General features: G+C 55.4%; 14 protein-coding genes. 5 read left to right on the top strand and 9 right to left on the bottom strand.

Going from position 1 to position 14,826, the window contains the following annotated elements:
- The 3 genes from V6D20_13570 to V6D20_13580 all read left to right on the top strand — a co-directional run.
- Positions 1-875, top strand: an 875-nt coding sequence (locus tag V6D20_13570; GenBank protein HEY9816809.1) for a tetratricopeptide repeat protein, incomplete at its 5' end; no start/stop codon positions are given.
- Between the two features lie 169 nt (positions 876-1,044).
- Positions 1,045-1,692, top strand: coding sequence for a DUF3318 domain-containing protein (locus V6D20_13575; GenBank protein HEY9816810.1), 648 nt, complete (start codon positions 1,045-1,047; stop codon positions 1,690-1,692).
- 111 nt (positions 1,693-1,803) lie between these two features.
- A complete protein-coding gene (locus tag V6D20_13580) occupies positions 1,804-2,751 on the top strand; it encodes a TIGR04168 family protein (GenBank protein HEY9816811.1) in 948 nt (315 codons plus the stop codon).
- Here V6D20_13580 and V6D20_13585 read toward each other — a convergent pair.
- From V6D20_13585 to V6D20_13605, 5 genes are all read right to left on the bottom strand, one after another.
- The gene (locus tag V6D20_13585; protein ID HEY9816812.1) at positions 2,748-3,698 is read right to left on the bottom strand and encodes an ADP-ribosylglycohydrolase family protein; all 951 of its coding nucleotides are present in this window, start codon (positions 3,696-3,698) and stop codon (positions 2,748-2,750) included. The two genes, V6D20_13580 and V6D20_13585, sit on opposite strands and share 4 nt — an antisense overlap.
- A gap of 153 nt (positions 3,699-3,851) precedes the next feature.
- Positions 3,852-4,931: a heat-inducible transcriptional repressor HrcA gene (gene hrcA / locus V6D20_13590; protein HEY9816813.1), complete on the bottom strand. Its 1,080-nt coding sequence runs from the start codon at positions 4,929-4,931 to the stop codon at positions 3,852-3,854.
- A gap of 123 nt (positions 4,932-5,054) precedes the next feature.
- Complete coding sequence (locus V6D20_13595; GenBank protein HEY9816814.1) at positions 5,055-5,429, bottom strand: rhodanese-like domain-containing protein; 375 nt, start codon at positions 5,427-5,429, stop codon at positions 5,055-5,057.
- A 390-nt stretch (positions 5,430-5,819) separates the two neighbouring features.
- Positions 5,820-6,344 carry a single-stranded DNA-binding protein gene (locus V6D20_13600; protein ID HEY9816815.1) on the bottom strand — a complete coding sequence of 175 codons (525 nt, stop codon included), beginning with the start codon at positions 6,342-6,344 and terminating at the stop codon, positions 5,820-5,822.
- Positions 6,345-6,417: 73 nt separating this feature from the next.
- Positions 6,418-8,976 (bottom strand): mannose-1-phosphate guanyltransferase, encoded by a 2,559-nt coding sequence (locus tag V6D20_13605; protein ID HEY9816816.1) that lies wholly within the window; start codon positions 8,974-8,976, stop codon positions 6,418-6,420.
- Positions 8,977-9,577: 601 nt separating this feature from the next.
- Here V6D20_13605 and V6D20_13610 point away from each other — a divergent pair.
- Both V6D20_13610 and V6D20_13615 read left to right on the top strand, forming a co-directional pair.
- Entirely contained in the window at positions 9,578-9,760 is a 183-nt protein-coding gene (locus V6D20_13610) for a hypothetical protein (GenBank protein HEY9816817.1), read from the top strand.
- Between the two features lie 156 nt (positions 9,761-9,916).
- Complete coding sequence (locus V6D20_13615) at positions 9,917-10,645, top strand: class I SAM-dependent methyltransferase (protein ID HEY9816818.1); 729 nt, start codon at positions 9,917-9,919, stop codon at positions 10,643-10,645.
- Here V6D20_13615 and V6D20_13620 read toward each other — a convergent pair.
- The 4 genes from V6D20_13620 to V6D20_13635 form a co-directional block, all read right to left on the bottom strand.
- On the bottom strand, positions 10,642-11,469 hold the full coding sequence (locus V6D20_13620; GenBank protein ID HEY9816819.1) for an alpha/beta fold hydrolase: 828 nt from the start codon (positions 11,467-11,469) through the stop codon (positions 10,642-10,644). The two genes, V6D20_13615 and V6D20_13620, sit on opposite strands and share 4 nt — an antisense overlap.
- Before the next feature lie 83 nt (positions 11,470-11,552).
- A complete protein-coding gene (locus V6D20_13625) occupies positions 11,553-12,083 on the bottom strand; it encodes a tetratricopeptide repeat protein (protein HEY9816820.1) in 531 nt (176 codons plus the stop codon).
- A 47-nt stretch (positions 12,084-12,130) separates the two neighbouring features.
- Positions 12,131-13,219, bottom strand: coding sequence for a phosphotransacetylase family protein (locus V6D20_13630; GenBank protein HEY9816821.1), 1,089 nt, complete (start codon positions 13,217-13,219; stop codon positions 12,131-12,133).
- A 300-nt stretch (positions 13,220-13,519) separates the two neighbouring features.
- A partial coding sequence (locus V6D20_13635; GenBank protein HEY9816822.1) for a Calx-beta domain-containing protein occupies positions 13,520-14,826 on the bottom strand: 1,307 nt, incomplete at its 5' end.

A 14,826-nucleotide genomic window follows, 5' to 3' on the forward strand; every position in this document is an offset into this window, starting at 1 on the left:
AGGCGTCGTTATGGACTCATCGCGGATTGCTCCTAGAACGCTTGGATCGGTTCGATGCCGCCCTCATCTCCCTCCAGCAAGCCACCCAGCTAGCTCCCAAGTCTTCCCTCGCTTGGCTGCATCAGGCCACGGTGCTCAATCGCCTCGACCAGCCGCAAGCCGCGTTGGTGGCTGTCGAGCAGGCCCTTCAGGGCGATGGGCAATGGGGTGATCAGGACATCACCGAGGCCTGGACGGCCCAGGCCCAAGCCTATGTTGATCTGCAGCGCTACGAGGAGGCGATCGCTGCTGCCGATCAGGTGATCAGTCACCAGCCCAGCCATGGGCCAGCCTGGGGTCATCGAGCCGTGGCTCTGGGGCAGTTGGGGCGGACGGGAGAGGCCCTAGCGGCCATCAGCCAAGCTCTAGAGGTTCAGCCCCAATCCCCCGATCTTTGGTTGCAGCAGGGGCAGATTCTTAGCCTGACCGGGCAAGAATCAGAGGCGATCGCTGCCTATGACCAAGCGCTAAGCTATAACCCGTCCCGTTCCCTGAAACTGGATCTGTTGACCCAACGCAGTCGCGTTCTGTGGCGATTGGGTCAGTTCGACGCAGCCCTAGCCACAACCCAGGAGGTGCTCAACCTCGATCCCACGTCCCTGGAGGGATGGCACATTCAGGGCATGGTGTTGCTATCCCTCGATCGTCATGCCGAGGCGATCGCTGCCTATGATTACGCGATCGCCCTGGATCCCAAGAGCATCCAAGCCTGGACAGGCCGCGGCTCTGCCCTCCGCTTTGCCGGTCAGGAAGATGCTGCCCAGCAGGCCTTTCGGCAAGCCGACGATCTCCGGCAAGCCCTGCGGCCAAACGCTCCAGCGCCGTCGCCCTCCTGAGTGGCGAGTTCATACGATAGGATAGACATAGGGTGAGGGCGATCGCTCCCCAGATGCTCCTGAACGTTGGCAGGAATCCTCGTCTCGTATGCAGGGCTACAGTTGGGGTAAGGTGCGATCGTTATGATGCACACCGAACCCGGTTATCTCATAGTCGAAGGTTAGGTATATGACCTCATTTGCCAGTTCCACTGCCCGGTCAGATCTAAGTGAGTTACGTCGCCTCAAAGGCCTCCTCCCCCCTGAGCTGCGGAGTTGGGTTACCGTTGAAGCTGCCATTGATGTGACACCACCGCTGATCACCTCCGAAGAAATTGGTAAAGATCAGGTTGAGGTGCAGATTGACTTAGAAAAGTGGGATGCCCTGGCCATTGATCAGCGTAATTTACTGTTTTGGCATGAAGTTGCCCGCATCCAAAACGACACCATTCCTCGGGATGGTTGGGAAATGGCGGCTCTTGCCATTGGTCTTGGGGGTGCGGTGGGAGAACTGTGGGTGCAGGATGGTCTACTCCTTGTTCTAGCCCTAGCGCTCTGCGGCTTCTCAGGATTCCGTCTCTATCAACGCAACAACGGCAGTAAGGTGTTGCGGGAAGCCATTGATGCCGATGAAAAAGCGATCGCCTTGGCTACTCGGTTTGGCTATACCCTGCCCAATGCCTACAAGAGCCTGGGAAGCGCCCTCAAGGTGTTGGTGGAGCAAACGCCGAAAAAACGCGCTCGCCGCAAGTATCAATCTCGCCTAGATGCCCTGAAGAAGAGCGCTGCTCGGGCTAAGTCTAAGGCCAAATCCATGCGCAGCGAACCGGCCTATTAAGGCAGGACTGCCTGAGATGCCAGGGGAGAAGGTTAGGATAGGAATGGCGCATTTCTCCAGCCCGCGCGGCGGTGAGGGGATGCCGCCATGCCCACTGTGCTAAGCAAGTGAATGACTGACTCTCTAACGCCTCCCCTCTCCCGATCGCCCTTGCCGACTAAGGGGCGATCGCTGACCCTCGCGGTCATTGGCGATGTCCATGATCAATGGGACACCCACGATGAACAAGCCCTGCGCCACCTCGGGGTTGATCTGGTGCTCCTCGTCGGCGACTTTGGCAACGAAGCCGTATCTGTGGTGCGATCAGTGGCGGAGATGGCCTTGCCCAAGGCCGTCATTTTGGGGAACCATGATGCTTGGCATACGGCTACGGTGTGGGGGCGACGCAAATGTCCCTACGATCGCAAGCTTGAAGATCGGGTGCAGCAACAGCTTGATCTCCTAGGCGCGGCCCACGTGGGCTATGGCAAACTTGACCTGCCGGACTTAGGGCTGAGCATTGTCGGTAGCCGCCCCTTTAGCTGGGGTGGCCCAGACTGGCGCAACAAGTCTTTCTATCGCGATCGCTACGGCGTAGAAAGTTTTGCAGCCTCCGTCGAAAAAATTGGAGCGGCTACGCAGCAAACCAGCGAAGAGGTGGTCATTTTCATGGGCCACTGTGGCCCAGCAGGATTAGGCGATCGCCCTGAATCGCCCTGTGGTCGTGATTGGCTGCCCATGGGCGGCGACTATGGTGACCCAGATTTTACCGGAGCGATCGCCCAGGCTAAGCAATGGGGCAAATCCGTTCCCCTAGTCGCCTTTGGGCATATGCACCACAGCCTACGCCACACCAAAAAACGGCTACGCGAACGGTTGGTGCGGCAGGACAACACCGTTTATCTCAATGCTGCCAGCGTGCCCCGGATCGTTGCCACAGACGCAGGCTGGCTGCGCAATATGTCGCTAGTGACCCTGGAGAATGGAGTGGTGACTAGGGCAGCGATCGCCTGGGTGGATCCCACTTATACGATCCAGCAAGAAGACGTACTCTATGCGGCCGATCCAGTCCTACCCTAACCTCCAACAGGCCAAGCTTGCTCCAACCGCTGCGCCAAATCCACAATATCGTCATAGCGAGCGATCGCCCCCAGCCACTCCCTAGGCAATCCCGCCAGACCATAGGCTAACCCTGCTAACCCACCGGTCACCGCCGCTGTCGTATCCGTATCGCCACCCAGATTCACCGCCTTCAACACCGCATCCCGATAGGATTGAGTGGTTAATAGACACCAGAGAGACGCTTCCAGGGTGTGAACGACATAGCCTCCAGAGGTGATGGCATCTTCAGGCAACTGGTCAATCTGACCTGTCGCGATCCGGGCAAACTCTGGCCAATCTGCCCCAAAGGGCGGCACTTGGTAGAACGACGCCACCTGCTGCAGACCCGTCTGGTAGGCCGTCACTAGATCATCTCCCTGCAACAGCCGCACTGCGATGCTGATGTATAGCCCACAGGCGATTTGCGATCGCGGATGGGCATGGGTAATACAAGACACCGCATGGGTCTGCTGAATCACCTGCGCCAACTCCCACCGTGAGGCACAGAACGCCATCGGCAAAATGCGCATCAGCGAGCCATTGCCATTGTTGCTCTCACCCTTGCCCCCAGCCTCCACCGCCGGCACACCGCGCTGCAACTGAGCGATCGCTTGCTGAGTGGTGCCACCAATATCAAAAACGTCGCCGTGGGGCGTCCAATAAGCCTCGTCATACCAACGCCGAAAGCGATCGCCCATATCCTCCGGATCAAACCCAGCGCATAGGCTTTCTGCCAAGCACAGCATCAGCGAACTATCGTCTGACCAGGTGCCGGGAGGTTGGTTCCAGGTGCCATAGCCGCGCATATCGGTCACCGGATCCTGCCGCCGCTCCGCCCGACTGGTGAACTCCACTGGGACACCTAGGGCATCAGCCACACAAACACCAAGCAACCCGGCCATCACTGGGGATTCTCTATCAACCATGGAACTCTCTGATCGTAGGGGTAGTAGGTGTTAGTAGGAGGATGTACTTATGGGTAAGCATTTCGACGTTGCTCCATGCTCACATCCTGATGAGACGAGGGTTGAGCGGAGTCGAAACCCGGTACCTTCGCTTCATGCAATGGGGTGCACCGGTTAGGTAGCCTGGCTCATGACATCCGATAAATGATCCGCCGCCGCTTCCACCAGGGCGATCGCATCTTCGTAGACCATGCGGGTGGGCCCCAACATGCCGACACTGCCCACGGGTACATTATCCCGTTGATAGGTCGCAGAGACTAGGGCACAGGCATTCATGGGCTTAATGGGATTCTCTGAACCAATGCGCACCACCACCCGTTTGCGCGGCGTTCCCGGATCAGTCGTTTCAAAAATCAGCGGCCAAAGCTGATCTTGCTCCTCTTCTAAAAGCTGCATCAAGGTCTGCACTTGTTGCAACTCAGAGAATTCTGGCTGTCGCCGTAGCACTTCCGCCACGCCACTGACCAAAATTTGGGTGGGTATGGGCATTTGGCTACGACGGCTGAGCTGGTTTAGAGATTGCTGCAACAGGCTGGCATACTGTTCAAATTCTCGTCCCAGTTCTGTCCAATCCAAGGTAGATAAGTCATTCAGCGATCGCTCTCGCAGTTGCTGGGTGAGGAAATTGGAGAGAATTTGCAACTCCCGGTCAAGGCTTTCTGGATCGGTGGGCGTGTCTAACTGCGGCAGGGTGATCAACACCGACTGCGTCTCGTAGCAATCGAGCACCACCACCAGCATGATCCGCCGCGTATCCACCTGCACGAGCTGCACATGGCGCAGATGGGCCGTGCGCGACTGGGGTAGGGTAACCAGGGCAATGTAGCCACTGATGTTCGACAAAATCTGAGCCGCATGGCGCAGCAAAACATCCACACTGTAGGTTTCTGCCTGCAGCTGATCGGACAGGAGTTGATCCACCTGACGAGCGATCGTGTCCGATGGCTTAATCAAATGATCGACATAGATGCGATAGCCGGAATCCGACGGCACCCGGCCGGCAGAGGTGTGGGGTTGATAGAGCAGACCTGCTTTTTCCAACCGCCCCATGGCATTGCGCACCGTCGCCGAGCTGACGTTGAGATTAAATTCTTCAATTAACGCCCCAGATCCAACCGGCTTAGCCGTTGCTACATAGTGGCGCACGGTAGCCCAAAGAACCTGCTGTTGGCGATCGCTTAGCTTAATTTGCATAGCCGATAAAATCTTAAAGCTAAGTGAAAACAAAAATGGATAGAGATGCTACGTAAGACTGTAGCGTTCTCAATGACACCGCGATCGTAGCAAGAACTACGGGGGATCCTAAATTCCATCAGGTTAATACTGCGGAACACTTGGATCAACGCGAATCGCGTAGGCAGCAATGCCCCCTGCTAGGTTTTTGACGTTGGTATAGCCCTGATGTGCCAACCACTGACACATCTGCGCTGAGCGTATCCCGTGATGGCACATGACAATGGTTTCTGTATCAGGGTCAAGCTGGGTTAGAACTTGGTCAGACCAATCAGCAAATTGACTGAGGGGTAAATTCATAAAGCCCTCTAGATGAGCGATCGCCACCTCTTGAGGTTCCCGCACGTCAAGTAACTGGAGGGGCGCGACGACCCCTGGATGATCCTGCCGCTGGGCGAGATACTCCGCAAAGTCTTCTACGCTAATTTGAGGCAAGGCCTCGTAGGATTGGGCAACCATGAATCGTTAACGTGAGTTGTTATGAAAATCTAAAATCTCTTACCCATTAACCTAGCAAAGTTTGGCAAAATCCGTGATCAATGATCCATATCGAGCAAGTGATTAGCTCACGGATGGGCTAATTTCGCGATGATGTAGGGCAGATGGGATATTGGATGAGACTGATGCATCATCGGCGCGGAGTTCAAATGCCAACAGCGGCATCCCTAAGGACACCGCTGCACCAAACGTTCTATGTACTAAGTCGAAGACCCTCACCCCAAACACCTCTCCCAGAACGGTAGAGGGGCTTTGAAATTTAGTACCTACAACTGTATCTGGCTCCCCTTCTCCCCTTGTGGGAGAAGGGGCTGGGGGATGAGGGGAAACGATGGGGCAACCTATCAAGGGCTAGAAAGGAATGTCGTCGTAGTTAGGTTCAGGGTCAGCGGGAGGCTGATAGGCCGGGGGTTGATAGGCTGGGGCTGGCGGAGCCGCAGGGGGCGTGTAGGGAGCTGGGGCGGTATGGGCAACGGGGGGAGCGGCCACGGGGCGAGGGGCTGGCGGCGGTGCTGCCGACGATGAGCTAGATGTGTCGGAGCCCGATTGGATCGAGGTGGTCAGGAGGGTATCCGCGCCGAGGGGGTAAATGCGCTGAATGGTCATTTCGGCCAGCTTTTCCTTAAAGCCTTCAGGACGCTCGACGGTATTCATGCCCAACCGTCCTTCTAGGACAACGCGATCGCCCTGGTGATATTGAGCCTGGATGCTTTGAGCCAAGTTGCCCCAGCCCACAGCCTTAATGGTTTCCATAGGGTCATTATCGCGGAGCCCCGGAAATTGCACCACCAATTCTGCGATCGCGGTTTGCCCATCCGGGGTATAGCGCAATTCAGGATCTTTGACAATTTCCGCCATCAAAATAAAGTTATTCATTCCTTAGTCCTCAAGATTACAAGCACCCTGCTGAAGCAGTAAGTGGCGATCGCTTCTAGGTTTCCCTCAGCAGCTACAGTAATACACTTTCTAAACTCTGATCGTGATCTAATTCTTCCATGCCCAACTCGTGATTGACAAAGTCTTGGACATAGGAGCGATACTCTCGTAAGGTTTCGTCTACCCAGCCGCGATCGTTGCTGTTGGCTGCCAGGTGTACTAAAGGCTCACCGGCGTCAGGCAAGATGAGAATCCAGCTATCGGGCTGTTGGGAATTAAGAATTTTCACGCCATCGGTCAAGTCCAGGGTCTCTGCCGGATGGCTTTCAACCAAGCGACGCATCAGAGCCCCCTTCACTGTCCAAGGGCAACGCACGGTAATCGAACGATGGCAGACTCGGGGTAGGTCGGCGCGAATTTGCCCCAGGGAGCGATCCTGGAGGGTGAGCATTTCCATGAGCTTGGCAATGCAGAACATGGCGTCAAACCCAGGGTGGAGCTGGGGAAAGATGAAGCCCATTTCACCGCTACCGCCGACCACCACATTACGGTTAGAGTGGCAGGCTTCCATGAGGGCCGTGGGATTAGCCTTGGTACGCACGACGGTACTATCGTGGCGGTGGGCAATCTGCTCCACGGCGCTGGAGGCATTCACGGGCACCACTACCGTACTGCGGGGATGATCTGTGAGCAGCATGTGAATAATCAAGGCGGTGAGCTGTTCTCCCCGGATGGCGCTGCCGGACTCGTCCACCAGAATGAGCTGTTCACCGTTGGCGGAAACCTGCACGCCCAAATTGGCCTTGAGGGCCTCTACTACATGGCCTAGCTGATCTAGCAGGACTTCGCGATCGGAGATGGAGGGAGCGAGCTGACTGAGGCTGGCATTAAGCACCACAGCGTCACAGCCAAATTTGGCTAGAAGCTGGGGTAGGATAGCTCCCGATACCGCGTAGGCGTAGTCGATCACCACCTTGGAGTTGCTGGTGCGGATGGTGTTGATGTTGAGATGGCGTTCAAAGACAATGCTGTAGAGGTCAACTACCTGGGTGGGATAGACCACCTGACCGATCTCGGCGACCTGGGCCCGGCGGAAGTCTTCTTTAAAATAGGCTCCTTCGATTTTTTTCTCGTGGGCCTTGGAGAGGTTGATACCATGTTCATCAAAAAACTCGATGAGCATGTGATCGCAGCGTTCAGGATGCAGGCGGATGTGCAGCCCCCCAACCACAGCTAGGGTGGGCACCACGGCGCGGGCGAGGGGAATGGCGGTGGCTTCTAGATTTTGCACATTGATGCCAACGGACATCAGACCCGCAATCAGCGATCGCGACACCATGCGAGAAATACTGCGCTGGTCGCGGGAGACGGTGACGTGGGAACCGGGTTTTAGGGTAGAACCATAGGCTGCCCCCAGCCGCACGGCAAATTCTGGCGTGATGTCGATATTGGCTAGGCCGGATACCCCGCGCTGGCCAAAGAGATTGCGATGGGCCACATGTCCCCAGATCAGGTTCATGTTGAGAATGGCACCGGGCTCGATAATCTTGCTGGGCCAAATGCGTACGCTCTGGTTGACCTGCGCTTCTTCGCCCACGCTGGAGAGCGACCCCACCACTGCCCCTTCCAGCACATGGGCACGGCGATCGACCCGTACACCCCGAGCCGCAACACAAGCTAGGAGCCGAGATTCTTCGCCTAAAATGGCTCCATTCCAAATAATGGAGCGCTTAATCTCGGCATCAGCTCCGATGGTGACGTTGTCGCCAATAATGGTGCCGGAGCCGATGGATACCCGGGGGCCAATGCGGCAGTTGGTGCCAATCATCACCGGTGTTTTAATCTTGGCGCTGGGGTCAATGCGGGTATTTTGTCCTATCCACAGACCAGGCGATCGCTCTTCATAGCCATACTCCACATGCACTCGACGATAGAGGGCATCATACTGAGCTTCACGGTAAGCTTCCAAATGGCCGACGTCACACCAATAGCCCTCAGCAATATAGCCATACATGGGTTCACCTTGCTCCAGCAAGGTGGGGAAAAGATCTTTGGAGAAATCAGCTTCTTGATTGGCAGGTAAGTAGCGAAGCACCTCGGGTTCTAGGATGTAAATGCCGGTGTTGACCGTGTCGGAAAAAATTTCGCTGCTTGAAGGCTTTTCTAAAAAGCGGCGGATACGCTGCTGATCATCGGTGATCACCACACCAAACTCCACCGGGTTTGGGACATGGGTCAGTACCAGCGTGGCTTTGGAACGACGAGCTTTGTGGAAGGCGATCGCTGCACTGAGGTCAAAATCGGTGATGCTATCGCCGCTGATCACCACAAAGGTTTCATCGAGTAATTCCGATACATTTTTGACACAGCCGGCAGTCCCCAAAGGCTGATCTTCTTCCACGGCATAGGTCATCTGCACCCCGAAATCACTGCCGTCTTGGAAGTAATCGCGCATGACATCGGGAAGATAGTGAAGCGTCGCGATAATTTCGGTGATGTCGTGACGCTTGAGCAGATTGACGATATGTTCGGCAATGGGACGATTGAGAATCGGCACCATTGGTTTGGGAACATCGCTGGTCAGCGGCCGTAACCGCGTTCCTGATCCGCCAGCCATGAGCACTGCTCGCATATACCCTCCTTAATTCGCTACACCATGCTGCTTCAGCACTGCTTACATCTCAGGTCAGCCTCTAAGGTGACACATCTCGAATCTCCTATCCAATGGAGCGATCGCCCCCTGCGCAGCCCTAGGGAAGGCGATGGGTCCTGAGTCTGCCTTGCTGGATATGCCAAGCAATCTGATGAGCAGGTAGGCAAGATTGGTCATATCCATCTGTTATTACATTTTGTGAATAACAATTAAAAAATATTGATTTTGCTATCACCGCATCACCTTGAGCATAGCGAAGAATTCAGCATTTACGGCATTTTTCTCTAGGAAGCTCATCTGTTTAGCGATCGAACGAGAAAAATAGATGTGTTAAGAACAGGGCATATTCTGGCTGATTTATTCCCTAGCCCGTGCATCTAGTGTAGGGTGCTAAACATGTTTAGGATGAGCTTATCTTGTTCAGCATATCGTGAAGAGACGCTAGAATTTTGTTGGCTGCCCTACACTCCCTGCCCTACTAACGTGGCTGTTCAGCCGCCGATTAAGGGCGAAATGATAGAGTTAAGAGGCAGGTCTATGTCTAGTCTCAAGTTTTAGTTGGAATTGTTGAGTGGTACCTATGGTGAACCTTCTGATTATTGCCCTGGCAGTTGTTTATGCAGGTGGCATCTGGAAATTTTGGGCTGGGTTTCACCGCACCAACTTTAGCGGTGGTCGTCTCTACCTATCCCTGATGTGGCCAGTGCTGCTGGTGGCCAACAAGTCCTATCGCCAAAACTTTACGAAGGCCCTCAAAGGCTAAGCCCGTATCAGCATTTGCGCCCTTGGATAGGGCTGGTTGCCCTAGCACTCCCGAGACATAAAGGGGGTAGGAGCTCTGTGGGTTCCGGGATGACTAAGATCAAGGTCTTAGATCGTGGCACAGCTTGAATTTTGTTACTGAGGTGGAAGCAGCAGGATGCCCTGGGATGATTCTTCATTGGCCGGCGCGTTGGGGGATATGGGCGATCGCTCGTCCTGGTACAACCAAATTGATGCCGTGGCGGAGCGGTTCAACCGTGAGTATCAAGGTCAGCCTTTTGATCTACCAGCGGAAGTGGAAGCGATGCCCATTTTTCGCGACTGGACATCTGGAGGGCTCACGTCTCGGATTGCCGCTCCCTTTTGGAAACTGGTGCAGCCCAAGAAAAGTCAGCGTTGCCTCGATGTGGGCTGTGGCGTCAGTTTTTTAATCTACCCATGGCGCGATTGGAATGCCTTTTTCTATGGGCAAGATATCAGCGCCATCGCCTGCGATAGCCTGAACTCCCGCGCCCCACAGCTCAATTCCAAGCTGTTTAAGGGCGCGGTCAAGGGGCCGGCCCATCAGTTGCAGTATGAGGATCAGCAGTTTGATCTCGCGATCGCCACTGGCTTCAGTTGCTACTACCCTTTGGATTATTGGGAAGCGGTTTTAACCGAAATGCGGCGGGTGCTGAAGCCCGGCGGCACCCTGGTATTTGATGTAGTGAACCCAGAATCGGCCCTGGCAGAGAATTGGGCTATTCTGGAAACCTACTTGGGAGCCGAGGTGCTGTTGACGGAGCTAGGAGAGTGGGAGGCGCTGCTGAAGCGATCGAACACCAAGGTGCTCAAAACTTTAGACCATGAGCTATCTCGGCTCTATAGTCTACAGTTTCTACCCTAGATCATCCCTCGATCATCCCCAGATTCATCCGGGTGCTCACCGGCTTCCCCAGCGATCATGGCGCAGATGGCGTCGGACAAGTCACTGAGGTCGGCAGGGGTGGGCTGGAGATAGGCCTGGGGGGCTGCAGCGTAGCGTTGGGCCATCTCCCGTTGGCTGGCGCTGGCTGTTGGAGTCTGTACCACCAGCAGGGGCTGCTTCAGCCAGGGAATCCGCTCAGTCAGCAGTTCTGCCTGCAGTTCGGGCCAGCGTCGCTGGAAAAGTAGACGACAGCCCGCCGGCGATCGCTTCAGGGTTTGGTACGTTCGGTGGTGCGATCGCCATTGCGACTGCTTGCCCAGCAGCCAAGCGAAAGGACGCAGCAGCCACAGAAGTAACGTCCAGATGGGAAAGGAACCGACCCATCCCCGCGCTCGTCGCCAGGGATAGCGATGGTTGTCTAGCTCAACCCCCTCAGGGTCAATCAGCACCAAACCACTCACTTGATGGGCATACTGCAGGGCATAATTCGCCGCAACCCAGGCACCAACGGAATGACCGACGAGATAGACCTGAGAAATGCGCAGGGTATCCAGGTAGTCGGCCAAGCATTCCGTTTCTAGAGCAATGGAGTAGTGGCCTAGCCGTTCTGACTCACCAAACCCCAACAGGTCAGGCGCGATACAGTGGAAGCGATCGCTCAAGCTATCCAGCAAAGGAGCCCATTCACCACTATCGCTCCAAGCTCCATGTAGAAATATGATGGTGGGGCCAGTGCCTACTTCCTTCCAAAAGAGCTGGCCTTGGGGCAGGCGAATACGAGCGTTGCGGATTGGTAGAGTCATCCTAGCTGAGTGAAAGGGTCGGTCACTATCCTGTGACGATCCATTATGCCAGGCTGCATGCCCAGACGGGAGGGTGGATACCCCTAGCTCAGCTTGGCGGTGCATTCTAGAATCAGCTTTTGGTTGATCAGGGCATAGGGCTGAACCGCCAGGGCTTGGCGAAAGGCCTGAATGGCGGCGATGTAGTTACCCAAGGCCATATGACTCAGACCCTTACCATGCAGTGCGCCAAAGTGGACGGGCATGAGTTCTATGACGCGATCGCAGTCGAGGAGCGATTTCTGATAGTCTCCGATCACGTAGTAGAGCACAGCCCGACGATTCCAAGCTTCCACAAAGTCAGGCTGGGCGGTGATAATTTCGGTGAGCATGGCTTCCGCCTGCTGATGCTTGCCAGCAATCAAGAGCCCCTGGCTTTCTTCGAGCTGTTGCAGCCCTTGGATTCCCTTTTGACGAAACCAGCATTGCCAAAGCGATTGGGTAGCGCGGGTACGGGTGGCTTCCTGGGTGCTTTTTAGGTCGTCCAGAAACGTCTTAATATCTTGATGATTCATGGCATCCTGTCCCAAGGTAGGGTGTGAGTTGAGTCCATAGCAGGCACCAGTTCCTGTCATGCCACTAGAGTGGTGCCCTATGCGATCGGTTGAGCAACCGCTCCACCTTAGGCGGGGATGGCTGGCTCTAATCCGAGGGTTTGAATCAAGCGATCAACGTCGAAGTGCTTGTCCATCAGGTCGAAGACACATTTCACCTTGATGGTTTCATGGAGGCGCACTTGCCCAAATGCATGATCGATGATTTCAACCGTGGTGAGGGTATCAAGGTCTACCGATAGGATCGGAATTTCTAGATCTTCTGCTCGGCTGAGAATGCTAGGGGCAGGCGGCAGATGACCGGTCAAGATCAGGCATTGGGTGGAGGTTTCTAGGGCAGCAAGCTGGAGATCGGTGCGATCGCCCCCGGTGACAACGGCCATATTCCGCGCTTTACGGAAGTACTTGAGGGCGGAGTTGACGTTCATCGCCCCAATGGTCAAGCTTTCCACCATCAAGTCGAGGCGATCGCGGCAGCAGAGAACCTCGGCATTCAGGCGATGGGTAAGTTCTCCCACACTGACGCTGCGCAGGAGTTCGCTGTGGGGCAAAATGCCAAATACAGCAATGCCATTGGCTTCTAGAAAAGGCTTAACTTGACTGTCTACCATCTCAATCTGGTCGGCAGGCACATCGTTGAGAATCACGCCTGCTAAGGTATCGCCCAGATGCTGCTGGGCAGCAAGAATTGCATCAATGGCCAGCACTGAATGAAAGCGAGCTGTCAGAACAACGGCAGCGCCTAGAACCTGCGCTGTTTGGGCCAGGGATACGTCAAACAAATGCCCTTCATGGAGTGTTCCAGCTCCCTCCAAAAGCACCAGATCACCCACGGAGGTTTGCATGTAGTGTTTGAGGGCCTGCTGATAGTCCTTGGCATCATGGCCATGCAAGCGCTGGGTAATGCTGGCATCATCCAACCGCAACAGGGTGGGCAGGAGGCGATCGCTGGGTAGTTGGAGAGCCTCGCCAATAAACCGCACATCTTCGTCGATCTGATCCATGCTGGATTCACTGGGGCAGGTGCCAAGAGGCTTGCCGTAGCTAATGTCTAGCCCCTTATGACGAAGCTGATGGGCAATGCCTAGGGTGGCGGCAGATTTTCCGCTATAGGCTTCGGTAGACCCAATGAGTAAATACTTTGCGGACTTCGGCACGTCCAACTCCTCACATAATGCGTGGCAATACAGCAGTTTTGAACTCCTATTGTAAGGGGAGAGGCTCTCTTGCTTCATCACTAATTGCGCCGAAGATCGACAAATTCTTGCGAAACTAGGCCGCGATCGCCTTTCAAAAGAGGAGAGGGCGATCGCGGCCTAGATCGTCGTTGCTCAAGAATGCTACGCAGTTATCCGAAAAGTCTTGGCACCCCAGCCAGCAGTTCTGTATTGCCCCAAACAGAACTCCGTTTAGTCAAGAAACTGTGACTTAGTCGGGGCAGGATAGGAGGGAGGTGCTTAGGGCACCCAGCCTACAGCCGAGGTGCTCACAACGGTGCGTAGATCTCGGGTGAGTTCCACGGTGTAATCGTGGGGTGAACCACCGGAGCCGGTTTGGGTCATGGCCGATCCATCGGGATTGCGGGGCGAAAACCAGGAATCTGCCCGTACCACTAGGTTATTGTTGCTGTTGATAAACATATCCTTAATCACCAAGGTGTTGGAGTTGCCATTGCTCAGTCGAGCAGATAAATGGGCCGCGGTGGTCATCTCCCCCGTCGCAGGGTTGATTCTCGCCAACACGCCAATTTTTGCGCCGCCGCCCTGGCCATAGCTGCGCAGCCAAGCTTGGGTGGCTGTATTGGCGACGCGACGGAAGTCTTCGCTAGACGTGCCTTGGGTGCCGTCTACGCTGAAAACGCCATAGAGATGGGTGCCATCCCAAAAGAGACCATAGCCGCGGCCATCGGCCCCGGTGCTTTCATAGTTGGTTCGCACCCAGTTATTGGCAGGGTTGGCGCTGTCAAAGCTGGCGATAATCGGATCTTGGTTGATGCTAGTGCGTTGCCAGGTACCGATGTAGATCGTTTGAGTGCCGATGGTGACGGAGGGGCCATTGAGGGCAGCGATCGCCGCTTGACTGCTCGTAGGCGCAAACTTGGTGACATCGCTGGTTTGAATCGAGACGGCAGGCGGAATACTGCCAGCCACGTCGTCATCCAAGATAGTGAGAGTAGCCACCTTGGTGCCCAATTCTGCGCCTTCGCTGGGGTTGATCAATTCAATACGAACCGTTTCATTGGGCTCGTCCAGGTTGTCGTCTAGGATTTGCAGGGTAAACCGGCGGTTGGTCTGTCCATCAGCGAACGAAAGGACGCCGGAGGCGATATTGTAGTCTTCCCCAGGTGTGGCGGTGCCTCGACCAATGGTGCGATAGGCAACCTGAGCTGGGCCGGTGCTGCCGCCGGTGCGGGTGACGGTGATGGTGACGGTGCCAGCACTTTCATTCACCGTATAGCGCGGCGTGGTGAAGCTAAAGCGCCCAGGAAACCCCGGCAAGGAAGACCTCTGCAGGGCAGCATCTCTGGTTTGCAACTGTTTCGCGGTTACGCCCGTGAGGATGGCCAGGTAATTGCCGCTGTTTTTGTGGCGCACCAGGGTGCTGCCAGCATAGTTGCCCCGACCGTTGATCAATTCAAGATCTTCAAACTGCAGCCGTCCTTGAAGTTTGAGGCGATCGCTGCCGGGGGAAAAGTCTGTAATTTCATCAGCTTGCCTGAGGGCACCAGCATGGTTCAGAGACAGCACGAAGGTATCGCGACCCT

Source organism: Candidatus Obscuribacterales bacterium (assembly GCA_036703605.1).
Lineage (GTDB): Bacteria > Cyanobacteriota > Cyanobacteriia > RECH01 > RECH01 > RECH01.

Excerpts from the sequence above, each read along its gene's own strand:
- V6D20_13600 (HEY9816815.1), bottom strand. The coding sequence starts at position 6,344 with ATGAATAACTTTATTTTGATGGCGGAAATTGTCAAAGATCCTGAATTG.
- V6D20_13605 (HEY9816816.1), bottom strand. The coding sequence starts at position 8,976 with ATGCGAGCAGTGCTCATGGCTGGCGGATCAGGAACGCGGTTACGGCCG.
- V6D20_13625 (HEY9816820.1), bottom strand. The coding sequence starts at position 12,083 with ATGACAGGAACTGGTGCCTGCTATGGACTCAACTCACACCCTACCTTG.
- V6D20_13610 (HEY9816817.1), top strand. The coding sequence starts at position 9,578 with ATGGTGAACCTTCTGATTATTGCCCTGGCAGTTGTTTATGCAGGTGGC.
- V6D20_13595 (HEY9816814.1), bottom strand. The coding sequence starts at position 5,429 with ATGGTTGCCCAATCCTACGAGGCCTTGCCTCAAATTAGCGTAGAAGAC.
- V6D20_13575 (HEY9816810.1), top strand. The coding sequence starts at position 1,045 with ATGACCTCATTTGCCAGTTCCACTGCCCGGTCAGATCTAAGTGAGTTA.
- V6D20_13620 (HEY9816819.1), bottom strand. The coding sequence starts at position 11,469 with ATGACTCTACCAATCCGCAACGCTCGTATTCGCCTGCCCCAAGGCCAG.
- V6D20_13615 (HEY9816818.1), top strand. The coding sequence starts at position 9,917 with ATGCCCTGGGATGATTCTTCATTGGCCGGCGCGTTGGGGGATATGGGC.
- V6D20_13585 (HEY9816812.1), bottom strand. The coding sequence starts at position 3,698 with ATGGTTGATAGAGAATCCCCAGTGATGGCCGGGTTGCTTGGTGTTTGT.
- V6D20_13580 (HEY9816811.1), top strand. The coding sequence starts at position 1,804 with ATGACTGACTCTCTAACGCCTCCCCTCTCCCGATCGCCCTTGCCGACT.
- hrcA (HEY9816813.1), bottom strand. The coding sequence starts at position 4,931 with ATGCAAATTAAGCTAAGCGATCGCCAACAGCAGGTTCTTTGGGCTACC.